This window comes from Corynebacterium hylobatis (genome assembly GCF_003955685.1).
In the GTDB taxonomy this organism is placed as follows: domain Bacteria; phylum Actinomycetota; class Actinomycetes; order Mycobacteriales; family Mycobacteriaceae; genus Corynebacterium; species Corynebacterium hylobatis.
The window spans coordinates 15,863-40,405 of the sequence record NZ_RXHJ01000003.1 but is presented as its reverse complement, the minus strand read 5'-3'; the positions used below and the strand labels follow the sequence as shown (position 1 = coordinate 40,405).

20 protein-coding genes are annotated in these 24,543 nt (G+C 67.2%); 12 read left to right on the top strand and 8 right to left on the bottom strand.

Annotation, left to right across the window (positions count from 1 at the left end; all coding sequences use genetic code 11):
- Positions 1-2: 2 nt before the first annotated feature.
- The 4 genes from EAH68_RS02890 (at position 3) to EAH68_RS02875 (ending at position 3,531) form a co-directional block, all read left to right on the top strand.
- Positions 3-716 (top strand): 6PGD fold domain-containing protein, encoded by a 714-nt coding sequence (locus EAH68_RS02890; protein WP_126119826.1) that lies wholly within the window; start codon positions 3-5, stop codon positions 714-716.
- Positions 713-1,519 carry a pantoate--beta-alanine ligase gene (locus EAH68_RS02885; RefSeq protein ID WP_126119825.1) on the top strand — a complete coding sequence of 269 codons (807 nt, stop codon included), beginning with the start codon at positions 713-715 and terminating at the stop codon, positions 1,517-1,519. Before EAH68_RS02890 ends, EAH68_RS02885 begins: the two co-directional genes overlap by 4 nt.
- A 269-nt stretch (positions 1,520-1,788) precedes the next feature.
- Entirely contained in the window at positions 1,789-2,160 is a 372-nt protein-coding gene (locus EAH68_RS02880; RefSeq protein WP_241228261.1) for an ATP-binding cassette domain-containing protein, read from the top strand.
- A gap of 189 nt (positions 2,161-2,349) precedes the next feature.
- Positions 2,350-3,531: an NO-inducible flavohemoprotein gene (locus EAH68_RS02875; RefSeq protein ID WP_126119823.1), complete on the top strand. Its 1,182-nt coding sequence runs from the start codon at positions 2,350-2,352 to the stop codon at positions 3,529-3,531.
- A gap of 587 nt (positions 3,532-4,118) precedes the next feature.
- Here the strand turns inward: EAH68_RS02875 and EAH68_RS02865 are convergent.
- Positions 4,119-4,892 (bottom strand): SPFH domain-containing protein, encoded by a 774-nt coding sequence (locus EAH68_RS02865; RefSeq protein WP_126119822.1) that lies wholly within the window; start codon positions 4,890-4,892, stop codon positions 4,119-4,121.
- A gap of 128 nt (positions 4,893-5,020) precedes the next feature.
- On the opposite strand from EAH68_RS02865, the gene lysS reads away from it, so the two are divergent.
- The gene (gene lysS, locus EAH68_RS02860) at positions 5,021-6,613 is read left to right on the top strand and encodes a lysine--tRNA ligase (protein ID WP_126119821.1); all 1,593 of its coding nucleotides are present in this window, start codon (positions 5,021-5,023) and stop codon (positions 6,611-6,613) included.
- A gap of 81 nt (positions 6,614-6,694) precedes the next feature.
- Here lysS and EAH68_RS02855 read toward each other — a convergent pair whose 3' ends face one another.
- Both EAH68_RS02855 and EAH68_RS02850 read right to left on the bottom strand, forming a co-directional pair.
- Positions 6,695-8,611 carry an MFS transporter gene (locus EAH68_RS02855; protein WP_241228260.1) on the bottom strand — a complete coding sequence of 639 codons (1,917 nt, stop codon included), beginning with the start codon at positions 8,609-8,611 and terminating at the stop codon, positions 6,695-6,697.
- 212 nt (positions 8,612-8,823) lie between these two features.
- A complete protein-coding gene (locus EAH68_RS02850) occupies positions 8,824-10,824 on the bottom strand; it encodes a hypothetical protein (protein ID WP_126119820.1) in 2,001 nt (666 codons plus the stop codon).
- Positions 10,825-11,029: 205 nt separating this feature from the next.
- Between EAH68_RS02850 and EAH68_RS02845 the strand changes: the two genes are divergently transcribed.
- The 3 genes from EAH68_RS02845 (at position 11,030) to EAH68_RS02835 (ending at position 14,281) form a co-directional block, all read left to right on the top strand.
- Entirely contained in the window at positions 11,030-12,604 is a 1,575-nt protein-coding gene (locus tag EAH68_RS02845; RefSeq protein ID WP_126119819.1) for a sodium-dependent transporter, read from the top strand.
- A 3-nt stretch (positions 12,605-12,607) separates the two neighbouring features.
- Positions 12,608-12,733: a methionine/alanine import family NSS transporter small subunit gene (locus EAH68_RS02840; protein ID WP_126119818.1), complete on the top strand. Its 126-nt coding sequence runs from the start codon at positions 12,608-12,610 to the stop codon at positions 12,731-12,733.
- Positions 12,734-12,817: 84 nt separating this feature from the next.
- Positions 12,818-14,281 (top strand): MDR family MFS transporter, encoded by a 1,464-nt coding sequence (locus EAH68_RS02835; RefSeq protein WP_439647603.1) that lies wholly within the window; start codon positions 12,818-12,820, stop codon positions 14,279-14,281.
- A 10-nt stretch (positions 14,282-14,291) separates the two neighbouring features.
- Here EAH68_RS02835 and EAH68_RS02830 read toward each other — a convergent pair whose 3' ends face one another.
- Complete coding sequence (locus tag EAH68_RS02830; protein ID WP_126119817.1) at positions 14,292-15,719, bottom strand: GuaB1 family IMP dehydrogenase-related protein; 1,428 nt, start codon at positions 15,717-15,719, stop codon at positions 14,292-14,294.
- Positions 15,720-15,925: 206 nt separating this feature from the next.
- Here EAH68_RS02830 and EAH68_RS02825 point away from each other — a divergent pair, with 206 nt between their 5' ends.
- Positions 15,926-18,640, top strand: a complete 2,715-nt coding sequence (locus tag EAH68_RS02825; protein WP_126119816.1) for an ATP-dependent Clp protease ATP-binding subunit — start codon at positions 15,926-15,928, stop codon at positions 18,638-18,640.
- A gap of 150 nt (positions 18,641-18,790) precedes the next feature.
- Complete coding sequence (locus tag EAH68_RS02820) at positions 18,791-18,961, top strand: DUF4236 domain-containing protein (protein ID WP_126119815.1); 171 nt, start codon at positions 18,791-18,793, stop codon at positions 18,959-18,961.
- On the opposite strand, the gene EAH68_RS02815 is transcribed toward EAH68_RS02820, so the two are convergent.
- Positions 18,940-19,806 (bottom strand): iron-sulfur binding domain-containing protein, encoded by an 867-nt coding sequence (locus tag EAH68_RS02815; RefSeq protein WP_126119814.1) that lies wholly within the window; start codon positions 19,804-19,806, stop codon positions 18,940-18,942. The genes EAH68_RS02820 and EAH68_RS02815 overlap by 22 nt on opposite strands.
- Before the next feature lie 64 nt (positions 19,807-19,870).
- On the opposite strand from EAH68_RS02815, the gene EAH68_RS02810 reads away from it, so the two are divergent.
- Positions 19,871-20,494, top strand: coding sequence for a carbonic anhydrase (locus EAH68_RS02810; protein WP_126119813.1), 624 nt, complete (start codon positions 19,871-19,873; stop codon positions 20,492-20,494).
- Between the two features lie 65 nt (positions 20,495-20,559).
- Positions 20,560-21,249 (top strand): hypothetical protein, encoded by a 690-nt coding sequence (locus EAH68_RS02805; protein ID WP_126119812.1) that lies wholly within the window; start codon positions 20,560-20,562, stop codon positions 21,247-21,249.
- A gap of 10 nt (positions 21,250-21,259) precedes the next feature.
- On the opposite strand, the gene disA is transcribed toward EAH68_RS02805, so the two are convergent.
- From disA to EAH68_RS02790, 3 genes are all read right to left on the bottom strand, one after another.
- A complete protein-coding gene (gene disA / locus EAH68_RS02800) occupies positions 21,260-22,327 on the bottom strand; it encodes a DNA integrity scanning diadenylate cyclase DisA (RefSeq protein WP_126119811.1) in 1,068 nt (355 codons plus the stop codon).
- Positions 22,328-22,409: 82 nt separating this feature from the next.
- Positions 22,410-23,828, bottom strand: a complete 1,419-nt coding sequence (gene radA / locus EAH68_RS02795; RefSeq protein WP_126119810.1) for a DNA repair protein RadA — start codon at positions 23,826-23,828, stop codon at positions 22,410-22,412.
- Positions 23,829-23,897: 69 nt separating this feature from the next.
- Entirely contained in the window at positions 23,898-24,479 is a 582-nt protein-coding gene (locus EAH68_RS02790) for a hypothetical protein (protein ID WP_126119809.1), read from the bottom strand.
- Positions 24,480-24,543 lie beyond the last annotated feature (64 nt).

Genomic DNA, 24,543 nt, shown 5'->3' with positions numbered 1-24,543 from the left:
GGGTGCAGGCACCGCGCATGCGGGTGGGGGTCTACGGCGACAGCCGGATCTCCACCCTGCCCGACCAGCTGGCCCGTGTCGGCCACGACGTCAGCTTCCTCGACTACGACCCCGAACCGCCGCCCGTTGAGGAACTCGACATGGTCATTCTGGAGGTGCGTGAACCACTGCTGGAGGCGGCCGTGGAGAAGCTTGCTGAACGTTCCCGCCGTGGCCAGATCTTCGTGCACACCGCACTGGCCCATGGCGTGCAGATCATGGACCCGCTGGAGGTCACCGGGTCAGTGGTCATCGCGCTGGGGCAGCTCAGTCCGGACCGGTGGGCCGTGACTGCCGTCGACGAGATCGGCGAGACCATCGCTGATCTCCTCATCGGGGAGCTCGGCGCCAGCGCCTTCCATTTCAACGACGTCGATCGGCTCCGGCTGGGGGCCGCCGTCACCTATGTTGAGGTGGTGCACACCCTCCGCGGGGACGCGGTGCGGCTGCTCGCCGATGTCCTCGGCGACGCCCAGGAGGCCCAGGACATCGCCGATGCTCTGGGGCCTCTGCGTAGGCTTCCCGAGGTGGCCGGACCCGTTGGTCTGCGTGCGCGGTGGGAGTCGGTGGACAACCCCGGCCAGGCTCGCGCCTTCCGGCAGTCAGCCCGCCGTGTCGCGGAGACCCAGCACAACCAGGACGCCGAATTATGGGCGATTCAGGAGGAGAAACTGTGAGCTTCACACCAGGTCAGGCCACCGAATTCGGGCTTGAGCAGATTTCCGTGTTGGCGCGCGCCATGCGCAGGAGCGGCCGCCCGGTGGTGCTCATCCCCTTGGGTGCCGGCCTGCACGCCGGCCATATTGCGCTGGTGCGTGCCGCCCGTCGGTTGCCGCGCGCCGTGGTCCTCGTTGCCTGGTCCGGTGAGGAGGTGCCGTCGACTTTCGCGGAAGAAGGCGTCGACGCCGTCTTCCGCTATACCCAGGACGCCCTGTGGCCGCGTGGTCTGCGCACCCTCGTCCAGCCCGTTGACCTTGATCTTGAGCCCGTGGAAGAGGTGGCACGACAGCTGACGCTTGAGTTGAGCCTGATCAACGTTGTCGGCCCCTCTGACGTGGTGGTCGGCGAGAAGGACTACGAACAGATGCGGGCTCTGCAGGCGGCGATCACCGACCTGCACCTGCCGGTGAAACTCCACGGGGTCCCCACCGTCCGCATGCCGGACGGGCTCGCCGTCTCCCTGCGCAATTCTGCGGTGGCGGAATCCGCACGGGAGCAGGCACTCGCTTTATCGGCTGCCCTGACTGCCGGTGCCCACACCGCCGAACACGGTGCCGAAACCGTCCTGGAGGTGGCCCGCGGGGTGCTGGACACCGCCGGGGTGGCGGTGGACTACCTGGAGGTCCGCGGTCTGGACCTGGGTGATGCACCCGAGACCGGCGATGCCCGCCTCCTGGTGTCGGCCCTGATCGGGGGCGTGCGCCTGACGGATAACGTCGGCCTGCCGTTGGGGATCGGCTTCCGCAACATCGAGGGCTGACCGCGGTTGCGGACTGTGGGGAGGGGCCCCGTCGGGTGCCCCTTTTTTCTTCTCCCGAGGGGTAGGACGCCGGGGTTCGGGAAGCGGACACAAGGACGAAATCGCATGCTTCATTGGTGATGGGTGGGGGTAAAAGCACTCCAAGTGAGTGTTATCACGTTTGGGCGGCCTTGCCTGCACAATTTACTGAATATTGGCAGCTCTCACCAATATGTGGGTTGGCGTTACGTGGGGGTTATCGGGCTCCTCGCCCGTGAATGGAGAGCTCGATGATGACCATCCGTGAGGCAATGGAAATCAACCTGCAACCGCCCCGCCTCGTGGGCCGGGACCTGACGGTCGGCCGACGGATCACGGATCTGTCCGGGGGACAGCGTCAGCGGGTGTGGCTGGCGATGGTCCTGGCGCAGGAGACCCCGATCCTGCTTCTGGATGAACCCACCACCTACCTCGACATCACCCACCAGGTCGAGGTGCTCAACCTGGCCCGGCAGCTGCACCGGGAGGGGGCGATCGTCGCACAGGGGCCGGTATCGGAGGTGGTCACCACGGAACTGATCGGGGAGGTCTATGACCTGCCGTGCCAGCTGCTGACAGATCCGGTCAATGAGCGGCCCATCGTCATCCCGATCGACGTCTGATCCGGGGAAAGGAGGGCGTCGATAAGCAGGGCTCAGTACATACGCTGAGCTGCATGAATGTGGAACGTGGCCCACCTTCTGGCCGCGGATGTGAGGTAAATCTCACTGATCTGACTATTAAACACGGGAAAACCTGTTTAAAATCGGATCCAGTTGATTGCTGACCACCCACATAGGAGTGAGACACCCTTGTTCGTCACCACTGAGCCCACCTCCCGCGACCGCAAGCTGAAGCCTGAGAACGAGGCGATCATCAAGGCCACCCTGCCGGCTGTCGGCGAGAACATCGGGACCATCGCGAAGACCTTCTACCGGACCATGTTCGGCAATCACCCGGAGCTGCTGGCCAACACCTTCAACCGCGGCAACCAGAAGTCCGGCGAGCAGCAGAAGGCCCTGGCCGCCTCTGTCGCGACCTTCGCCTCCATGCTGGTCAACCCGGATGCCCCGGACCCGCTCGACCTGCTCAAGCGCATCGGCCACAAGCACGTCTCGCTCGGCATCACCGAGGACCAGTACCAGGTCGTCTACGAGAACCTCTTCGCTGCGATCGTCGAGGTGCTCGGCGCGGATGTCGTGACCGAGGACGTCGCTGCCGCCTGGAGCGAGGTCTACTGGATCATGGCGGACGTCCTGATCACCTACGAGAAGGAGCTCTACGCCTCCGATGGCGTCAAGCCGGGTGATGTATTCCGTGAGGTCAAGGTCGTGGAGAAGGACGAGATCTCCGACAAGGTCACCGTCTACGTCATTGAGGGCGACCTGACCAAGCCGCTGCCGGGCCAGTACACCTCCATCGGTGTCGTCCTGCCGGATGGTGCCCGCCAGCTGCGCCAGTACTCCATCATCGCCCAGCGTCCGGGCAGCTACACCATCGCCGTGGAGACCGAGGGTGAGGTCTCGACCCACCTGCGTGAGAAGGTCCAGGTCGGCGACACCATCCAGGCCACCCTGGCCGCCGGCGACCTCGTGCTCGACAGCGGCGAGGGCCCGGATCCGCTGGTCCTGGTCTCCTCCGGCATCGGCTCCACCCCGATGGTCGGCATGCTCAGCTACCTGGCCCGCACCGGTTCCGACCGCCCGACCCTGTACCTGCACGCCGACGACTCCGAGGAGCTGCACGCCCAACGTTCGCACACCTCCACCCTGCTGGAGCGCCTGCCGAACGTGAAGGCCGAGGCCTGCTACCGCACCGAAGGCGTGCTTGTCGACGTCGCGCAGCACGACCTCTCCGGCGCCGATGTCTACCTCTGCGGCGGTAACGCCTTCCTCCAGGCCGTCCGCGATGACCTGGCGAAGCTGCCCGACGACAAGGCACCGAAGTCCGTCCGCTTCGAGCTCTTCTCCCCGAACGACTGGCTGCTGGGCTAGCACCACGGCTGTGAACTTTTGCCCCGTGGGTTGAAGACCCACGGGGCTTGTTCATGTTCGGGCAGGAAGGAAAGTGGTTGACCATACGGCGGTCGGGGTTGCAGGCTTGAAGGATGGACCTGACCCCCGGGTGGTGAACACCTCGAAATAGCACGAAACAGTGCTAGCCTCAAGACATCGCCACCTGTTACGACAGGATCGGAAGAAGACCCTGGGACCCCAGCCGGACGGTTGGACCCAGGGTCTTCGCTTATCCCTGAAGAGAATGGTGCACCTGCATCTGTGAGAGCTTGAAGTACAGCTGCTCCAGGCATTTTCTGCGGTATCGCTCTGTCTTCCTGCTGGCCTCGCTGCGGTGCGTGATGATCGCCTGCATGGAGTCGATGGCGGAGAACGTCTCGACGATTTTCCGGCGCCGAGAGCTACGTTCGTCTGTCCAGTGGAGCTTGATCTGACCCTGCAACCGTAGGGGACGCAGCACACCATGTACTCCTGCTGGGCCGGGGGCCGGCTGGCGGAGGACTCACCGCCTGCTTCAGGGTAAGTGTCCAGATCGCCATTAGCGACCGTGGACCTGCACTACTGGATCACTGGCGCAGCTCCGCCACAACTTCGGCGACCAGTGCTTCGCGACGCCCCGGCGCCAGCTCCAGCAGCTGCTCCGCCGCCAGCCGGTCCAGCGTGGCCGCCACGACCCGGGCGGTCCCCGGAACGGGGGAGAGTAAGGAGACCTCGGCGCTGAGAACCTCCAGGCCGGCAGTGGCGACGCGGGCGGAGAGCGCGTCAGCAAGCCCGCGGGAGAGCTCCTCGCGGGGGAGTCCGGCGACGACCTGACGCAGTGCGGTCTCCGCCCGGGAACGGAGGAAACCCTCGGCATCATCGACCACGAAGGTGGCCCGGGCGGTGTCGGCGACCCGCCAGGTGATGTCCGCCCGGGCCCGCACCACATCGCCGTCGATGTCATTGATCTCGACCTGGCCGGTCGTCAGCTCCCGTTCGCGCACACTGACCTTCGTGGACCAGGTCAGCGGCGGGAGCAGTGACATCCCGGTGCGTCGACTGGTCCCCAGGTAGTGGCCGAAGAACCGGACCACCTGGGCGTCACCGGGGGAGGTGACGCGCACCGTGGCCGCCAGCACCGCTGTGAGGAGGAGTCCGAACAGGCCGTAGACAATGCGGATGGTGTCCCCGAGCTGGAGTCCCCAGACGATCCGCCCGATGCTGCCGAGCAGGACGAGAGCAGTGAGCACGAGAACGATGCCCGCCCGTCGGGGGCCTGCCGTCCGGGCGGGGCGTTCCGCGAAAGCTGCCTCGCTCCCGTGGGTTCCGGCAGCCTCGGTGGTGGTTGTGGTGGTGGGCATGGCGGAAACCTCTCGGGGGCGGGAAAATCTCGTTTCAGATTAAGTCGGCCGGAATCGGATTTCCACACCTGCGCGCACCGGGTGCCCGTTTCCGCAGCAGGTGACCCCATGGACTAACCTTGGTGAGCGTGAGCGAGCAGAAGAATTCCCAGGCAATCAAAGCCGATTCCGGCACCGATCTTCCCGAGCAGCTGCGCATCCGCCGAGAAAAGCGTGCCCGTCTGCTCGAGTCCGGCGTCGAGCCCTATCCCGTGACCGTCGACCGCACCATCTCCCTGCATGATCTGCGGGAGAAGTTCGTGGTCGTGCCGGAGGGGGAGACCGCTGAGGGCAGCGAGGGGGTCACCTACCTCGCCCCAGGCGAGGAGACCGACACCGAGGTCGCGGTCGTCGGTCGTCTGATCTTCATGCGCAACACCGGCAAGCTCTGCTTCGCCACCCTGCAGGCCGGTGACGGCACCCAGGTCCAGGCCATGCTCTCCCTCGCCGAGGTCGGCCAGGAGTCCCTCGATTCCTGGAAGTCCGACGTCGACCTGGGTGACTTCATCTCCGTGCGGGGCCGGGTCATCGCCTCCCGCCGCGGTGAGCTTTCCGTCATGGCCTCCTCCTGGCAGATGGCGGCGAAGGCACTGCGCCCGCTGCCCGTCGCCTTCGCCGACATGAGCGAGGACACGCGCGTCCGCCACCGCTACACCGACCTGATCATGCGGGAGCAGGCACGCACGAACGCGATGACCCGCATCAAGGTGATGCGTGCCCTGCGCCACCACCTCGAGTCCGAGGGTTTCCACGAGATCGAGACCCCGATGCTCCAGACCCTGCACGGTGGTGCCGCGGCCCGCCCCTTCGTCACCCACTCCAATGCCCTGGACATCGACCTCTACCTGCGTATCGCCCCGGAGCTCTTCCTCAAGCGGGCCGTCGTCGGTGGTCTCGAGCGCGTCTTCGAAGTCAACCGCAACTTCCGCAACGAGGGCATCGACTCCACCCACAGCCCCGAGTTCGCCATGCTGGAGACCTACCAGGCCTGGGGTGACTACACCGACGGCGCCCGCATGATCCAGGGACTGGTCCAGTCGGTCGCCCTCGAGGTCTTCGGCTCCACCACGGTGACCTGGGTCGACGGCACGGAATTCGATCTGGGTGGCGAGTGGCCGGTCATCGAGATGTATCCCTCCCTCAACGAGGCGCTGCAGCGCCAGCACCCGGGCCAGCCCGAGGTCACCATCGACAGCACCGTCGAGGAGCTCAAGAAGCTTGCCGACGTCGTCGGCCTCGATGTGCCCAAGGCCGGTGGCTGGGGCCACGGCAAGCTCGTCGAGGAGATCTGGGAGGTCCTCTGCGAGGACCAGCTGCAGGGCCCGATCTTCGTCAAGGATTTCCCGGTGGAGACCTCCCCGCTGACCCGTCAGCACCGCTCCAAGCCGGGCGTGACCGAGAAGTGGGACCTCTACGTCCGTGGCTTTGAGCTGGCCACCGGATACTCCGAGCTGGTGGACCCGATCATCCAGCGCGAGCGTTTCGAGGACCAGGCTCGTCTGGCCGCCGGCGGCGACGAGGAGGCCATGGTGCTCGACGAGGAGTTCCTCGCCGCCATGGAGCAGGGCATGCCGCCCACCGCCGGCTGCGGCATGGGGCTGGACCGCCTGCTCATGGCCCTGACCGGCCTGGGCATCCGGGAGACCGTGCTGTTCCCGCTGGTCAAGCCCGAGCAGAAGTAGGTTCCGGGGAACCGGGGCCCTGGACCGCGAAAAGAAACCCTGTGAGCTGATGCTCACAGGGTTTCTTCGATTTCGGGGGGATCAGCCGGCGGTTGCTGTCTGCAGGTTCTCCCCACGGGAATTCAGGTAGCTGGCGATGGCCATGCGGTTGATGGCGGAACGGCTGACGATGCCGACGACCTCGTTGCCGCGCAGGACGGGAACCTTCTTGATGTGGGCGTCGGAAAGCGCAGCCACGGCGTCGGCGATGGAGGCGTCGGCGTCGATGGTCAGGACATCGCGGGTGGCCAGTTTCAACACGTTGAGGCTGCCCAGGTCGGTCATTGCCTGCTCGAGATCATCTTCTGCGCCGATGGCGAAGGAGTAGATCGAGGTCGACGACGGGTGGGTGGCGGAGAGGTACCGCATGACGTCGCCGTCGGAGATGAAGCCCGCCAGGGAGCCGTCCCGGTGCATGATCGGCGCGCCGGAGATGCCCCGCTCCGCGAAGGTCTGCAGTGCGCTGAGCACGGTCTGGTCGGACGACAGAGCGTAGACATCATTCTTCATGATGGCCTCGATGGCGTTCATGCGCGGCGCGGTGGAATCGACACTCCGGGCCGTGGCCTTCCTGCGGTAGGCCAGGACTGCCAGCGCGATACCGATGGCAGAGGTGACCACGACCAGCACGACGGAACCGCGGAAACCGGAGAGCAGGGATTCCACGTGGCCCCCGGGTGCCCGGGAGGCCGCGACGGCACCGTAGATACCGGTGGCCAGGGAGGTGCCGACACTACCTGCGACCTGGAAACTGGTGGAGACGACGGTGACACCGTGCGGGCTGGTCTCACGGTCCAGACTGGACAGGGCGAAGGTCTGGGAGGGGCCGATGACGAAGGCGGTGGACAGGACGGCAGGGATGTAGAGGACACCGAACAGCAGGACGGAATCCTGACCTGCGGCGACACCGACGAGGGTGACGAAGACAGCCATGACGGTAAAGCCCAGCGGGATGGACCAGCGGCCGCCGTGGCGGTCGAACAGCTTGCCCGCGATCGGTCCCAGGACGACGGTGAGCAGGATGCCCGGTGCCAGGGTCAGGGCGGCGCCGAGCGGGTCCATGTCCCGTGCCCCCTGCAGGAACAGCGGAATGGTGACGTTCATGGCGAAGACGAAGGCCAGGCCCAGCATGGTCATGAGGACACCGATGACGAAGGGGGCGCTGGAGAAAGGGCGCAGATCGATCAACGGGTTCTCGATACGGCGCTGGCGGAGGACGAACAGCCACAGGGCGACGAGTCCGAGGATGATCGAGATTCCCGCATACATGGCGGAGCCGCCGAATGCGGAGGATACGCCGTAGAGGATGCCGACCAGGCCCACTGCGACGAGGAGGAAGGACAGGACGTCCAGGACAGGTCGGCCGAGTGCCGCGACGTTGCGCAGGATGACGGCACCGGCGATCAGGACGAGGAGGGTCAGTCCACCGAAGACCCACATCAGGGTCTGCCACGGTGAGACGGTCAGCAGGACGCCGGACAGGACGATGGCCAGGGACGGACCCAGGGTGGTCATCGCGGCCATGATGCCCATGTTCTGGCCCAGCTTCTCACGCGGGGGGACCGCCAGGGTGATGTTCATGCCTATCGGGGTGAGCAGACCTGTACCGACAGCCTGCAGCAGTCGGGCGATGAGCAGCACCTCGAATGACGGGGCGAGTGCGCCGATCACTGAACCGAGAACCATGATCGCCACGACCGCCACGAACAGCTGGCGGGTGGGGAAACGGTGGTAGAGGACGTTGGCGACCGGCACGAATACCGCGGCGACCAGCAGGTAACCGGTGGTCAACCACTGGACGGTGTTCACGTCGACCCGGAAGTCCTGCATGATCGGGGTGAAGGCCACGTTGAGGAAGGTCTCGTTGAAGGTGGCGAGGAAGGCGGCTGCTGCCGCGACCGCAATCATCCAGGGAATACGTTTCGGTGACTGCGCAGGGGGTGTCTGGGTATGCGTCATGGGTCCTTCTGACATTTCGGCTGGCGGGAAGTGATCGATCGTGCCGTGTCAGAAGGTCCTGGAGAGAGCCCCTACGTGTCGTGTCATCGATTCGCGGCCCATTCGGGCCACGGAGCTCAACATAATGGCACCTGACTTGTTGAGGTGTCAAATACTGCGCCCGGCCCTGGTTCCACGTGGAACCAGGGCCGGGCGGTTTTCCGGGATGGTGATCAGATCTCCCGCGGGGCCTCCTCCAGCTCGACAGTTGCCCAGCTCTCCCCGTCGAATTCGGCCACCCCGGTGGGTGCCGGCCGCTCCCAGCGTTCGGCCCCCTCCGGGTGGATGAGCACCACGAAACGGGTGGGGGAGTCGATCCGGACGTCCACAAAATGCCCTTCAGGCACAGCCCACCGGGTGATCTCCCGGCCGGTGTCCTGGCCTATGAAACTCAGCTCCGGCCCCGCGCTCTGCACGGCGATCCCCTGTTCGGCGGACCACCGCCAGGGGATGTGATCCATCGTGCTGTGCTCCACGGACTCGACCCGGAAATCGGGGCCGATGACCAGGTGGAGCTGCCAGCAGTCGACGAAATACCGCTCCCCGACGCGGGTGGCCCGGCTGATGGTGAAACCGCCGGTGTCGATGGGGCAGATCTCCATCTCCCCGCCCCCACCCCGCCGGCCCAGCGCGGTACGGGAACCCTCCTCTGTCAGCATGACCAGCGAATACAGACCCTCCGACAAATGATGGTCGATCTCCCACGGCTCGGGGACGAGCGGGGCGGCCGCCACCTCCGCCTCCTCGTCCGGGGGAATCCAGTCCGCGACCTCGGCCGTCACGGTGGAACCGGGGGACAGGCGCCAGGCACGCTGCGCACCCTGAATGACCCCCTCCCCGAACTGCAGGAAATGGGCGTCCCGGAGTGAGACCGGCACCAGGCTCTGTCCGAGGTAGCGGCCGGTGCGCAGGTCCCAGCAGCGCAGCACCGGGCCGGCCCAGTCCCTGATCCACAGGTGGGACCCCTCGACATGCTTCGCGCCGGGACGGAACAGTTCGGGCGTCAGTGGTGGGGGCACCGCCCCGTCGAGGGTGACGTCGAGAATCACATCCCGCACCCCGATGTCGTCACTGCCGTAGGCATCGGCGGTGTCCTCGACTTCCTGCCACACCCGCTGTGGATCGGAATATGTGCCCAGGGATACGTAGATGCGTTCCACCTTGACGTCATTCCAGACCGATTCCGGATCCCAGGCGGAATAGTCGAACCACCCCTCCAGCTCCGCTTCCTGCTGGACCGGCACAGACAGGTTCGCGTAGCTCGACCAGCCGTCACCGCTGAAGATCACGGGCCACTGTGGGTCGGACGTTGGTTCCCCGACGTGTCGTACCCAGCCCCGGCGGGTGCTCCGCAACTCCGGCAGGGGAGGGGAGCTGAGCCGGAAAGCCAGGGGCAGGCGTTCGGACCGACCCACCCGGTACCGCGGGTAGGCGCCCTCGAGGGATCCGTCGCCGATGTATATCCGGAGCCTGCGCGGGTCAGTGGGGTGGGCGGGCAACTGCGCCAGCAGCCCCGGGACCTCCTCCGCGGGCGGGAACTGGACCGGTTCCTCCAGGGCGGAGCGCTGCCCCTCCCACTCTGCCCGCCAGTCGGTGATCGGCCCGTCCCACCGGGAACCGGAAAATCCGGTGGGAAAGGAGACGGTGGTGACCTCCACCCGTTCCCGGGCGGTCTCCACCGCCAACAGCGTCCCGTACTCCCGGTCGAGCTCGATCAACCGGGGGTGATCCTCCTCGACGAAGCGGCTGTGGGCTGCACTGGGCACGACCCAGGTCTCCCGTCCCGCGATCTCACCGGAAGTGATCCGGTCGGGTTGCGCATCAATGAGGTTCATCTCCCGGATGAGCCGCTCCTGGTCGAGGAAACAACCGGTCGGACTGAACACCGCCAGGTCGCCTACCTGCGCGTGGGCGGGGACCTCCCGGCCCTCGAAGAGCCACCGGTCCTGTCCCACCCCACGGAGGACATCCGCCCCACCCCGCAGCACGTGCACACCTGCAGGGGAGCGGTGGACGGTGAGGCCGGCGGCGTCGATAAGCGCGAAGAGCTTCGGTTCCATCACCCAGCCGTAGCGGCCGGTGAGTTCCTCTGCGTGGGGCACCGACAGCGTCAGGGACACGGGCGTCCCGGCGCCCTGGCGGATGAGGGACAGTAGTTCGGGTACGGACTCCATTGGCTCAGGGTAGGTCAGTGGCCTGCATCCCGCCCCCGAACACTGTTCAGACCGCCGGACAGGCACCACCGGACTGACAAGCTGAGGACAAGGTGATTTAAGCTACCTCCATGGCTGAAGCGTCCCGCAACCGAGCGGGCGCCACGAACCGGAGCGTCGGCAGCCAGTAGACAGCCGTTCACCGGCGTGAGGAGACCCACGGGCAATGACAAGTCAGACCCAATCCGCCCGGCCGAAGACCCGGGAGAGCTGGAGCAGCCGACCGGCGTTCATCATCGCGGCCATCAGTTCCGCGATCGGCCTGGGTAACATCTGGCGTTTCCCCGGTGTGGCCTACGAGAACGGCGGCGGGGCCTTCCTCATCCCCTACCTCATCGCCCTGTTCACCGCCGGACTGCCGATCCTGTTCCTCGACTTCGCGGTCGGCCACCGCTTCCGTGCGGCACCGCCGCTGGCGTTGCGACGCATCACTAAGAAGCTGGAGCCGCTGGGCTGGTGGCAGGCGATCATCTGCTTCATCATCTCCTCCTACTACGCCGCGATCCTGGCCTGGGCGCTGTGCTACGTCTGGTTCTCGCTGCGCCAGTCCTGGGGCGATGATGCCGCCACCTTCTTTGCGGTGGACTTCCTCAAGGCGACCGACCCGGGCGTGACCCCCACCGTCGTGCCTGCCATCTTCATCTGCCTGGCGGTCATCTGGGCGGGCATCATCATCTTCGCGGCCCTCGGCCTGCGCAAGGGCCTGCAGCTGGCGAACCGGATCACCCTGCCCGCCCTGGTGGTCCTCTTCCTCCTCATCGTGATCTACGGCGTGACCCTGCCGGGCGCGGCGGACGGCCTGAACACCTTCTTCACCCCGAGCTGGGAGGCGCTGGCGGATCCGACGGTGTGGATCGCGGCCTACGGCCACATCTTCTTCTCCTTCTCCATCGCCTTCGGCATCATGCTCACCTACTCCTCCTACCTGAAGAAGCGCAGTGACCTGACCGGTTCCGGCGTGGTGGTGGCCTTCTCCAACACCAGCTTCGAGCTGCTCGCCGGCGTCGGCGTCTTCGCCGCCCTGGGCTTTTTGGCCAACCGCCAGGCAACCACCGTCGCGGAGCTGGAGGGCATCACCGGCGTGGGCCTGGCCTTCATCACTTTCCCGACGCTGCTCTCGGAGATGCCGGGCGGCCAGATCGTCGGTGTGCTGTTCTTCCTCAGCCTGGTCTTCGCCGGCTTCACCTCCCTGCTCTCGTTGATGCAGGTGGTCATCGGTTCCGTGGCCGACAAAACCGGCTGGTCCACCGCCCGCAGCGCCATCTTCTCCGGCCTGATCACCGGCGCGCTGTCCCTGGTGCTCTACTCCACCTCCGCGGGCCTGAGCATCCTCGACGTCGTCGACGCATTCATCAACAATGTCGGCGTGGTGGCCTCCGCCATCGCGATGATCCTCGCCCTCGGCTGGGGTACGAAGATCCTGCCGACGCTGGCCGCCCACCTCAACGCGGTCAGCTCCCTGCACGTCGGCCGCCTGTGGAGCCTGATGATCAAGGTGGTCACCCCGGCCATCCTCATTGTCATCTTCGTCACCGGTACCTGGAGCTACATCGTCGACGGCTACGGCGGTTACCCGACCTGGTTCATCATGGTCGCCGGCTGGGCCATGCTGGGGGTGGTCGCGGCGGCCTCGCTGCTGCTGAGCTTCTCCCGCTACCGCCGTCCCTTCGCCGAGGACTACGACCCGGAGACCCAGTTCGACCTCACCGACACGAGCTACCACCACGCCAAGGGAGACTAGACCATGACCCCCATCGCCATCACCGTGTTCGTCCTTTCCGCCGGCGTCCTCTGGGGAGGGCTGGCCTGGAGCATCATCCGCCTGCGCAAATACCCCGACAACCTGCAGGATTCCCCCATCGACGAGTGATCCCCGGGGGCCGGGTGGCCTGAGACGCTTCTGAGGGCTACAGTGAACGTCTTTCCTCAAGGACGTTCCGGAAGGCTTCCCCCAGTGAGTACCACCCACAACCCTGCGCCGAGCACCTCGGAGAACCCGGCGCAGCACCCCGCGCCGGGCCTGCCCGCCGAGGTGAAGATCATCCTCACCGTGCTGGTCGGCTCAGCGCTGGTGATGTTCCTCAACGAGACGATCCTGTCGGTCGCCCTGCCGGCGATCATGACGGACTTCGACGTCCCGGCCACCACCGCGCAGTGGCTGACCACCGGCTACATGCTCACCATGGCCGTGGTCATCCCGGCCACCGGCTGGGTGATGCAGCGCTTCACCACCCGCCAGGTCTTCCTGGCCGCGATCGTCAGCTTCCTCATCGGCACCATCGTGGCTGCCGCGGCCCCGACCTTCGCCGTGCTGCTGACCGGCCGCATCATCCAGGCCACCGGTACCGCGCTGATCATGCCGCTGCTGATGACGGTGGCGCTGACCGTGGTGCCCGCCAACCGCCGCGGTTCGGTGATGGGCGTGATCTCCATCGTCATGTCCGTCGCCCCGGCGCTGGGCCCGACGGTCTCCGGTTTCATCCTCAACCGCCTCACCTGGCACTGGCTGTTCTGGCTCGTCGTGCCGCTGGTGGTCATCGCGCTGATCGTGGGTGCGGTGTTCATACGCAACATCGGCGAGACCTCCCGCGCGCCCTTCGACCCGCTCTCCGTTGTCCTGGCCACCCTCGCCTTCGGCGGCCTCGTCTACGCCCTGAGCTCCCTGGCGTCCCAGCCCCGCACGGCGGTCATCCTCGCCGTGGTCGGCGTGTTCGCGCTGGCGTTGTTCGTGTGGCGCCAGCTGCGCCTTGAGGCCCCGCTGCTGGACCTGCGCCCCTTCACCATCCGCAACTACACCGTCTCCGTGGTCACCGCGCTGCTGGTGATGGGCACCCTCCTGGGCGTGGTCATGGTCCTGCCGATCTACCTGCAGAACTCCCTGGGCGTCTCACCGCTGGTCACCGGCCTGCTGGTCATGCCCGGTGGACTCCTCTCCGGCCTGGTCGCCCCCTTCATCGGCCGGCTCTACGATTCGGTCGGCCCCCGTCCGCTGCTCATCCCGGGCGCGGTCCTGCTCACCGCCGCCACGTGGTGGATGACGCTTCTCGACGAGTCCTCCTCCATCACCCTGGTCATCTCCATGCACCTGGTCTTCTCCGCGGCGCTGGCGCTGATGATGACCCCGCTGATGACCACTGCTCTGGGCTCCCTGCCCTCCCGGCTCTACGGCCATGGCTCGGCGATCCTCAACACCCTGCAGCAGCTGGCGGGTGCGGCGGGCACCGCGGTGCTCATCGCCGCGCTGACCGCCGGTACGCAGGCCTCCCTGGACCGCGGTGCGGGCGTGTCGCAGGCCACCGCCGACGGTGCCCACACCTCCTTCCTCCTCGCCGGCATCTTCGCCGTCCTGGTCCTGGTGGCCAGCCCCTTCGTGACCAAGGTCGCCGAGGAGCAGCAGGAGGAGGGCCAGGCCGCCTGATCCGGCCTGATCAGCCCCGCGGCATGCCCTCCGCGAAGCCCGCGGCCGACTGCACCCCGACGACCGCACGGGCCCGGAAGGACTCCAGGTCCGCCGCCCCGGCGTAGGCGAAGGCCGAACGCACCCCCGAGGTGATGCGGTCGATGAGGTGCTCGACGCCGCCGTCGCGCGGGTCGAGGTGGATCTGCCCGCTGGAGATCCCCTCCTCGAACATCGCCCGCTTCGCCAGCTCGAAGGCCCTGGCATCCACGTTGCGGCGCTCCACCGCACGCCGGGAGGCCATGCCGAAGGACTCCTTGTACATCCGGCCCCGGCTGTCGGTGTGCAGGTCACCGGGGGACTCGAAGGTGCCTGCGAACCAGGAGCCGATCATCACGTTCGAGGCGCCGGCCGCCAGCGCCAGGGCCACGTCCCGGGGATCACGCACCCCGCCGTCGGCCCACACGTGTGCACCAGTCTCCCGGGCCGCCGCGGCACACTCCAGCACCGCCGAGAACTGCGGTCGGCCGACCCCGGTTTGCATCCGGGTGGTGCACATCGCGCCCGGGCCGACACCCACCTTGATGATGTCCGCCCCGGCCTCCACGAGATCCCGCACTCCCTGGGCGGTGACCACGTTGCCGGCCACCACCGGCACACCGATGTCGCACGTGCGCACCCGCCGCAGTGCCTCCATCATGGACTCCTGGTGGCCGTGCGCGGTGTCGACGACGAGGACGTCGACGCCGGCGTCGACAAGCGTGGCGACGTCGTCCTCGATGTCCGAGTTGATTCCGATCGCCGCACCCACCCGCAGTCGGCCCGCGTCGTCGGCGGCGGGGTGGTAGACCGCGGACCGCAGGGCCCCGGACCGGGTGAAGATCCCCACCAGGCGGCCTCCGGCGTCGACCACCGGGGCGAGTTTCCGGCTGGCGGTCACCAGCGCGTTGAAACCGTCCTGCGGGGAGATGCCCTCAGGCAGGGTGAGCAGGGTGGTGGACATCAGCGTCCGCACCTGGGTGAAGTTGTCGGAGTCGAGCAGGTCCCGCTCGGTGATCAACCCGACCGGGCGTTCCTCATCCACCACCACCGCGGCCCCGTGGGCGCGTTTGTGCAGCAGGTTCCGGGCGTAGCCGACGGTGTGATGCGGTTTCACGGTGATCGGGGTGTCATAGACCAGATGCGACTGTTTGACCCGCCTGATCGTCTCCGCGGCGATTTCGGCGGGCACGTCCTGCGGGAGGACCGCCAGGCCACCGCGGCGGGCGATGGTCTCCGCCATCCGCCGACCGGAGACGGCCGTCATGTTGGCGACGACGACCGGGATTGTCGTCCCGGAACCGTCATCGGTGGAGAGGTCGACCGAAAGGCGGGAGCGGACCTCGGAGCGGGAGGGAACCATGAACATGTCCGCGTAGGTCAGCTCCTGGTGTGGGGTGGAGTCGTTGAGGAAGCGCATGTGGCCGAGGTTACAAGTCCGGCTGATTTTCGTCGCCCGGAGCTGTCAGCCTGGGTGGTTTCCGGCCTGTTCGCTAAAGGCGTACACGCCTTTGACCAGCGGGTATATGCATAAGTTGGCACTTGAGGAATTCGAGTGCAAATAGTTTGGCCCGCCCGCGCGTTAGAGTGGATGACAAGTTAGGCACAAAGGTTAGGGGTAACGACATGTTTGAACGGTTCACCGACCGGGCGCGGCGCGTCATTGTTCTGGCGCAGGAAGAAGCGCGGCTGCTCAACCACAATTACATCGGCACCGAGCACATCCTGCTCGGCCTCATCCATGAGGGCGAGGGGGTGGCGGCGAAGGCCCTGGAATCCATGGGCATCTCGCTGGATGCCGTGCGTCAGGAGGTCGAGGAGATCATCGGCCACGGCACCCAGCCGCACACCGGCCACATCCCCTTCACTCCCCGCGCCAAGAAGGTCCTGGAGCTCTCCCTCCGCGAGGGGCTGCAGATGGGGCACAAGTACATCGGTACCGAGTTCCTGCTGCTCGGCCTCATCCGTGAGGGCGAGGGCGTGGCAGCCCAGGTGCTGGTGAAGCTGGGCGCCGACCTGCCGCGCGTGCGGCAGCAGGTCATCCAGCTGCTCTCCGGTTACGAAGGCGGCCAGGGTGCGAACCCGGAGGCCACCCCCGAGGCGGGCTCCGGCCCGGTCGGCGCCGGCACCGGCGCCGCCCGTGGCGGGCAGCAGGGCCAGGGCGGGCCGGGTGAGCGTTCCAGCTCCCTCGTGCTCGACCAGTTCGGCCGCAACCTCACCCAGGCCGCCCGGGAGGGCAAGCTGGATCCGGTGGTCGGCCGCGGCAAGGAGATCGAGCGCATTATGCAGGTGCTCTCCCGCCGTACGAAGAACAACCCGGTCCTCATCGGCGAGCCCGGTGTGGGTAAGACCGCGGTGGTCGAGGGCCTGGCCCTGGACATCGTCAACGGCAAGGTGCCGGAGACCCTCAAGGACAAGCAGGTCTACTCCCTGGACCTGGGTTCCCTGGTCGCCGGTTCCCGTTACCGCGGTGACTTCGAGGAGCGCCTGAAGAAGGTGCTCAAGGAGATCAACCAGCGCGGCGACATCATCCTGTTCATCGATGAGATCCACACCCTGGTGGGTGCGGGTGCCGCCGAGGGTGCGATCGACGCAGCTTCCCTGCTCAAGCCGAAGCTGGCCCGCGGTGAGCTGCAGACCATCGGCGCCACCACGCTCGACGAGTACCGCAAGCACATCGAGAAGGACGCCGCCCTGGAGCGTCGTTTCCAGCCGGTCCAGGTCCCGGAGCCCTCCGTCGAGCTGACCATCGAGATCCTCAAGGGTCTGCGCGACCGCTACGAGGCACACCACCGTGTCTCCATCACCGACGGCGCCCTGGTCGCCGCGGCGAACCTCTCGGACCGCTACATCAACGACCGTTTCCTGCCGGACAAGGCCGTCGACCTCATCGATGAGGCCGGCGCCCGCATGCGCATCAAGCGCATGACCGCCCCGGAGGGCCTGCGCGAGATCGACGAGCGCATCGCCGATGTCCGCCGCGAGAAGGAGGCGGCGATCGACGCCCAGGACTTCGAGAAGGCCGCCGGTCTGCGCGATAAGGAACGCAAACTGGGTGAGGAGCGCTCCGAGAAGGAGAAGCAGTGGCGTTCGGGTGATCTCGAGGAGATCGCCGAGGTCGGCGAGGAGCAGATCGCCGAGGTTCTCGGTGCCTGGACCGGTATCCCGGTGTTCAAGCTGACCGAGGAGGAGTCCTCCCGCCTGCTGCGCATGGAGGATGAGCTGCACAAGCGCATCATCGGCCAGGACGAGGCCGTCCAGGCTGTCTCCCGTGCGATCCGCCGTACCCGTGCCGGTCTGAAGGACCCGAAGCGTCCCTCCGGTTCCTTCATCTTCGCCGGCCCCTCCGGTGTGGGTAAGACGGAGCTGTCCAAGGCGCTCGCCGCATTCCTCTTCGGCGACGACGACTCCCTCATCCAGATCGACATGGGTGAGTTCCACGACCGCTTCACCGCCTCGCGACTGTTCGGTGCTCCCCCCGGGTACGTCGGCTACGAGGAGGGCGGCCAGCTCACCGAGAAGGTCCGCCGCAAGCCCTTCTCCGTCGTGCTCTTCGATGAGATCGAGAAGGCCCACAAGGAGATCTACAACACCCTCCTGCAGGTCCTCGAGGACGGTCGTCTCACCGACGGCCAGGGACGTGTCGTTGACTTCAAGAACACGGTGCTCATCTTCACCTCGAACCTGGGCACCCAGGACATCTCGAAGGCCGTGGGCATGGGCTTCACCGGCTCCTCGGAGACGGACTCCGACGCCCAGTACGAGCGCATGAAGAACAAGGTCAACGATGAGCTGAAGAAGCACTTCCGCCCCGAGTTCCTCAACCGTATCGACGAGATCGTGGTCTTCCACCAGCTCACCCGTGAGCAGATCGTCCAGATGGTGGAGCTGCTCATCGGCCGCGTCGCGAAGGCCCTGGCCGCCAAGGACATGGGCATCGAGCTCACCGACAAGGCCAAGGCACTCCTGGCCCGACGTGGCTTCGACCCGGTCCTCGGCGCCCGTCCGCTGCGCCGCACCATCCAGCGTGAGATCGAGGACGTGATGAGTGAGAAGATCCTCTTCGGCGAGCTCGGTGCCGGCGAGATCGTCACCGTCGACGTCGACGGCTGGGACGGCGAGGACAAGAACACCGACGCCGCGAAGTTCACCTTCACACCGCGCCCGAAGCCGCTGCCGGAGGGCACCTTCTCGGAGATGTCCCCGGAGGCCGCGGAGGCGATCCGCGATGTCGAGGAGGACACCGTGATCCCGGACGTCCCGGAGATCACCGACGACCTGTCCACCGCCGGCACCGATGAGGGCCCGGCCGGCGCAGGTGGCGCACAGACCCAGTCATAGGTTCACCCGCCGACAGGGCACCGTAGAGCCCGCCCTCCCTTTCCCCGCGACCCCGGGAGCAAGGGAGGGCGGGCTCTTTTCTGCGTGCAGAGATATCCTCTAATCGAGGGCAAGGTACCGGGCCGTGAACAGTCGAGGAGCGTGGACATCGTGGGCATCACCTTCCGCAGGAAAAAGAAGCTGGGGAAGAACAGCTGGCTGAATCTCTCGGGCTCCGGCGCCTCCGCCTCCACCCGGATCGGGCCGGTGACCGTCAACAGCCGCGGCGGGATCTGGGTGAGGCTGCCCGGTGGGCTGAACTACCGCGGCAGGTGGAAGTAGCCGCGCTCGTCCTGTTCCGCCAGGCCGTCCTCAAGCAGGGAGTACAGGGCGCGTGAGCGTTGCGCCGCATCGGGCCAGACGACGTCGATCGCGGACTGCGGCACCGCCGTGTCCGCCCCGCGCAGCACGTCCATGATCTTCCCGCGGACCTGCCGGTCGGTGCCGATGAACTTCTGCACCTTCTTCTTCGCCAGTTCCTCCGCGCTGGGCGGCGGACTGCCGGCCGCGACCCACGCGCAGCGGCTGCGCAGCGGGCACACCCCACACTCCGGATTACCGGCGGTGCACACCAGCGCACCGAGCTCCATCAGCGCCGCAGAAAAGCGCGGTCCCCGCCCATCCTGCGGCAGCCAGGCAGCGACCGCCGCCAGCTCGCTTTTCGACGCCGCCCCCGCCAGATAGCACCCCTCCACCGCCCTGCGGTGCACCCGGCGCACGTTGGTGTCCACGACCGGTACGTTCTGCCCGTAGGCGAAGCACGCCACGGCGCGGGCGGTGTAGTCACCGATGCCCGGCAGGGCGAGGAGCTGATCGACGTCGTCGGGGACGTGGCCGTCGTGAAGCTCCACGATCTGCTGCGCGCACTCCAGCAGGCGCAGCACCCGGCGCGGGTAGCCCAGCTTGCCCCAGGCACGCAGCACCTCCGCGGGGGAGGCCTGCGCGAAGGCCGCCGGATCCGGCCACCGGGCCATCCACTCCCGCCACACCGGCTCCACCCGGGCGACGGGGGTCTGCTGGCTCATCACCTCGCTGAGCAGGATCCCCCATGCGCCGGTGTCCGGTTCCCGCCACGCGAGGGGGCGTTCATTGCGGTCAAACCAGGCGAGCACAGAAGAAACAGACATGATCGACCAGTCTAGGACAGGTCATGCGTGCACCCGGGCGGCGGAGTCTGGAACAATTGCGCTCATGCCAATGAAAGATGTCGCCAACAACCCCCAGGCCGTCTGGGAAGCGCTGCAGGCCGGAAACCAGCGCTTCGTCCTCCAGCAGCAGGAACGTCCCAACCAGGATATTCTCCGCCGGACGGAGCTGCGCCGCGGCCAGAACCCCCGCGCCGTGGTCCTCTCCTGTTCCGATTCGCGTGTCCCCGTCGAGTTGATCTTCGACGTCGGCCTCGGCGACCTGTTCGTGGTCCGCACCGCCGGGGAGATCCTCGACCCCGCCGTGCTCGCCTCGATCGAGTACGCCATCAAGAGTCTCGGCGTGGAACTCGTCGTGGTCATGGGGCACGAATCCTGCGGTGCGGTTGCCGCCACCGCTGAGGCCCTGTCCGGCGGGAACATCCCCAACGGGCTGGAGCGCATCCTCATCGAGAAGGTCGCCCCCTCCATCCTTGAGGCCCGGGCCCGCGGCATGAACACCCTGCCGGGTTTCGAACGCCAGCACGTCATCGAGGTGGTCATGCAGATCAAACACCGGCTCGCGCCGCTGCAGAAGCGGATCGCCGACGGCCGGGCGGGCATCGTCGGCCTGCGTTACCTGCTCTCCGACGGCTCCACCGAACTCGTCATCGCCGACGGCGTGCAGTAGGCGGGCAGGACACGCGGGGGACGTCGGTACCCCTTCCGCGGACCCCGGGAATTAGAGTGGTGGGCGTGAGCAACAGCAGCCCCCGACTCCCCGAAGAGATCTACGTCCGCCGTCGCGTCGCCGCGGCCGCGATCATCCTGGTCCTCGTCGCGCTGCTGGTCTGGGGCCTGGTGTCCTTCGCCAACCGCGGCTCCGACGACCCCGCCCCGGCCTCCCCGACGGAGACGACCGCTGCAGCGGCCGCCGCCACCGACACGACCGAGGTCTCGGAGACCTCGGAGACCACCTCGGAAGAAGAGGGGGCGGAGGAGAGCGAGAGCACGCGGGCGTCGGCAAGCGAGGAGCCCAGCGCCGAGGGCAAGGACACCTGCGAGCTGCCCGACCTGCGGATCGCGGCCTCCTCCGACCGGCCCTCCTACGGGCAGGACGTCCAGCCCACCTTCTACATGACGGTGACCAACCCCACCGACGCCGACTGCGAGATCAACCTCGACGACGATGAGCTGCGCTTCGAGGTCTACGACCTCGAGTCCAACGCGCGCGTGTGGGCCGACACCGACTGCTTCCCCTCCATCCTCACCGGTGAGGAGACCTTCCCCGCCGGCGACGAACGCCGCTTCCAGGCCGTGTGGTCACGGCTGGGTTCCCAGCCCGGACAGTGCAGCAACCGGCAGAACGTGGGCACCGGCGCCTTCTTCCTGCACGCCGTCATCGGGGACAACCCCTCCGATGCCCACACCTTCAACCTGGGCTAGGTCCGCCGGCTCAGACCAGGCGGTTGAGGCCCTCATGCACGTGACGGGCCCACAGGGTACCCACGTTGTCGATCCCGGCGAGCTCCTCCTCGGAAGCGGCCAGCAGCGCCTTGACGTCACCGAGCACGGTGATGATCTTGTGCTTGAGGAACATCTGCACCCGCGGCACCCGGCTGAGCACCCGGTAGCCGCGCGGCACGATCCACTGCGTCAGTGACTCCTCCGTGGCCGGCAGACCCAGGATCCGGGCCACGTTGGTGGGCTTGAGCAGGTCGGCGTCGCCCAGCTCATCCAGTGCCCGGGTCGCCTCACCCACGGCCTCGTCCGACGGCGGGCCCTCCGCCACCAGGTAGTCACGGATGAGCAGGTCTATCTGCCGGTCATTGTCGCCGCGCAGCTCCGTCAGCTGGAGGTTGAGCTGTCGACCGTCGGTGCCCAGTTCGAGGACGTTCTGGTCCAGCTCGATGCCGACGCGTTTGACCAGCAGCTCCCGCTGCATCACCGACACGACATCGGACACTGTGGCGTAGTTGTTGATCTCGGAGACGAACAGACGCTGGTTCGCATGGTCCAGCCGGGTGCGGTAACGCTCGAGCGTGCCGATCGCCTGATTGGCGCGGGTGAGGATCGTCTCCGGGCTGTCCAGGACATAACGCGCCCCCTCGACGTAGAGGGTGATCACGTTCATCGACTGGCTCACCGCGATGACCGGACGTCCCGACTGCAGCGCGGTGCGCTCGGCGGAACGGTGGCGGGTGCCGCTCTCCGAGGTAGGGAAACTCGGGGAGGGCACGACCTGCACATTGGCCCGCCGGATCCGGGAACCGTCATCGGAGAGGATCACCGCGCCGTCCATCTTCGACAGTTCGCGCAGCAGCGTCGGGGCGAAGGGCACGTCGAATTCGATGCCGCCGTCACACAGGTCTATGACCTCGGGTCCGTCGCCGATGACGATGAGGGCACCGGTGCGGCCGCGTACGATCCGGTCGAGTCCGTCACGCAGCCCGGTTCCGGGGGCCAGGTGCTGGAGGGTCTCCCGCAGGGTGGCGGGCGCGGGGGTGCTGGAGGCAGGCGTCATGGGGGATAATTCTAGCGCTGCGCTGCACCGGTCCCGGATCAGCCTGCCGGGGTGAGCTCACGGCGGCCTGGGCGACGGCCGCTCACCTGCGTGGGGAGACCAGGTTGATCGCCTCCCGCAGAGTGGTGGCTTCCGCGATGCGCAGGCCCTTGACGCTGAGTTCCTCCCCGGCAGGCACGACGGCGTACTCGTATCCCAGGCGGGCGGCCTCCGCGAGACGGCGGCCCAGGTTGGGCACCCGCCGCAGCTCCCCGGCCAGACCCACCTCACCGATGACGACGGTCTTCTCCGGCAGCGGCTGCTCATGCAGCGAGGACCAGGTGGCCAGGGCGACGGCGAGGTCGGTGGCGGTCTCGGTGATCCGCACCCCGCCGACGGTGGCCACGTAGGCGTCCTTCTCGTTGGTGCGCTCGCCTGCCCGGGCCTGCAGCACGGCCAGCACCATGGGCACGCGGTTGGTGTCCAGACCGGTGACCACCCGGCGGGGATTCTTGGCCACGGGGTCCACAGTCAGGGCCTGCACCTCGGCCAGCAGCGGGCGCACCCCGTCCATGGCCACGGTCACCGCAGAACCGTCGGGGGTGTGGCCGCGGTGGGAGAGGAAGAGCCCGGAGGGGTCGGGGACCTCCCGGATGCCGTCAGCGGTCTGCTCGAAGCAGCCGACCTCGTCGGTGGCGCCGAAACGGTTCTTGATGCCGCGCAGCATGCGCAGGGAGGACTGCCGGTCGCCCTCGAAGTTCAGGACCACGTCCACCAGGTGCTCGAGCACCCGCGGTCCGGCGACGTTGCCGTCCTTGGTCACATGCCCCACCAGCAGGATGGGAATCCCGGAGGTTTTGGCGAGGGTGGTCAGCGCAGCGGTGACGGCGCGGGACTGGGCCACTCCGCCAGCGACCCCCTCCACCCCGGAGGCGTGCATGGTCTGCACCGAGTCGACGATAAGGAGGGAGGGTTTGAGCTGTTCCACGTGCCCGAAGACGATGTCCAGGTTGGATTCGGCCGCCAGGTACAGGGTGTCCTTGAGCGCGTTGGTGCGTTCCGCGCGCACCCGGACCTGACCGGCGGATTCCTCCGCGGTGACGTACAGCGCCTTGCGGGTGCCCTGCCCGTCGGCGGCGGGCTGGGAGGCCCAGCGGCTGGCCACCTCCAGCAGGAGGGTGGACTTGCCGACGCCGGGTTCGCCGGCCATGAGCACCACGGAACCGGGCACCACACCGGAACCGAGGACACGGTCGAGCTCACCGATACCGGAGGTCACGGAACTCGCGGCGGTGCCGCTGATCCGGGTGATGGGGGTGGCCGGGGTGGTGGGGGTCAGACCCTGCGGAACAGCGCCGGAGACCGCGGCCACGGCGGCGGCACCGGCGGAACCGCTCTTCGGTGCCACTGCGGATTCCACGAGGGTGCCCCAGGATCCGCACTCCGGGCACCGCCCCAGCCATTTGGGGGAGGAGTAGCCGCATTCGGAGCAGGTGTGGACGGACCGGGGTTTACGCGCCATGGACACCACCTTAGAGCGCACAACGCCCGGACTCCCTGTCGGGAGTCCGGGCGTTGGTGATCATGGCGACTAGTTCAGGCTGTAGTCGGACTCTGCACCCGGCTCGCGGTCGAAGCTGCCGGCCGGCAGCTGCGGGGCGGACACGGTGGCATCCACGGCGATCTCACCGGAGTCGAAGGTGAAGACGACGGGGACATTGCCGGCGTAGGCGAAGTTGTCGTTCGGCAGGGAGGTCTCGACGTACTCGATGCAGCCGATGCCCTCAGCCTGCGGAGTGGCCTCCAGGCCGGCGGCGGAATCCGCCACGAGGACGCAGTCGCGGGCGAGGGTGGTGGACTCAATGTCGACGGGGGTGCCGTCGACCTCGACGGACTCGAGGGTGTGCTCGGTCATGGTCGTGTCCTGGTTCACGGCGGTGAACTTCAGGGCGGCCTCGCCCTCATGATCCACCATGATGGTGACGTCTCGGACAACCACGGTGCCGTCCTCGGAGTTGCCCTCCGCGCCGTTGACTGCAGCGACCTGCGAGGCGGTCTGGGTTACCTGGCCTGCAGAGCAGGAGGCCAGTGCCAGCGCGGACAGGGCGGCGGCGGAGATGATGCCGCCGCGACGGGCGGCCGACTTCAGGGACTTCACGGGGGTGTCCTCCATCAGTTCAAGTTCGTGATGCTGTTTCAGCAGCCTACCTTAGTCTCTCCGGACCCCCGGCACACAG

Excerpts from the sequence above, each read along its gene's own strand:
- EAH68_RS02865 (WP_126119822.1), bottom strand. The coding sequence starts at position 4,892 with ATGCCCACCACCACAACCACCACCGAGGCTGCCGGAACCCACGGGAGC.
- radA (WP_126119810.1), bottom strand. The coding sequence starts at position 23,828 with ATGGCGCGTAAACCCCGGTCCGTCCACACCTGCTCCGAATGCGGCTAC.
- EAH68_RS02830 (WP_126119817.1), bottom strand. The coding sequence starts at position 15,719 with ATGCGCTTCCTCAACGACTCCACCCCACACCAGGAGCTGACCTACGCG.
- EAH68_RS02880 (WP_241228261.1), top strand. The coding sequence starts at position 1,789 with ATGATGACCATCCGTGAGGCAATGGAAATCAACCTGCAACCGCCCCGC.
- EAH68_RS02845 (WP_126119819.1), top strand. The coding sequence starts at position 11,030 with ATGACAAGTCAGACCCAATCCGCCCGGCCGAAGACCCGGGAGAGCTGG.
- EAH68_RS02790 (WP_126119809.1), bottom strand. The coding sequence starts at position 24,479 with ATGGAGGACACCCCCGTGAAGTCCCTGAAGTCGGCCGCCCGTCGCGGC.
- EAH68_RS02855 (WP_241228260.1), bottom strand. The coding sequence starts at position 8,611 with ATGACGCATACCCAGACACCCCCTGCGCAGTCACCGAAACGTATTCCC.
- EAH68_RS02850 (WP_126119820.1), bottom strand. The coding sequence starts at position 10,824 with ATGGAGTCCGTACCCGAACTACTGTCCCTCATCCGCCAGGGCGCCGGG.
- disA (WP_126119811.1), bottom strand. The coding sequence starts at position 22,327 with ATGACGCCTGCCTCCAGCACCCCCGCGCCCGCCACCCTGCGGGAGACC.
- EAH68_RS02840 (WP_126119818.1), top strand. The coding sequence starts at position 12,608 with ATGACCCCCATCGCCATCACCGTGTTCGTCCTTTCCGCCGGCGTCCTC.
- EAH68_RS02825 (WP_126119816.1), top strand. The coding sequence starts at position 15,926 with ATGTTTGAACGGTTCACCGACCGGGCGCGGCGCGTCATTGTTCTGGCG.
- EAH68_RS02815 (WP_126119814.1), bottom strand. The coding sequence starts at position 19,806 with ATGTCTGTTTCTTCTGTGCTCGCCTGGTTTGACCGCAATGAACGCCCC.
- EAH68_RS02810 (WP_126119813.1), top strand. The coding sequence starts at position 19,871 with ATGCCAATGAAAGATGTCGCCAACAACCCCCAGGCCGTCTGGGAAGCG.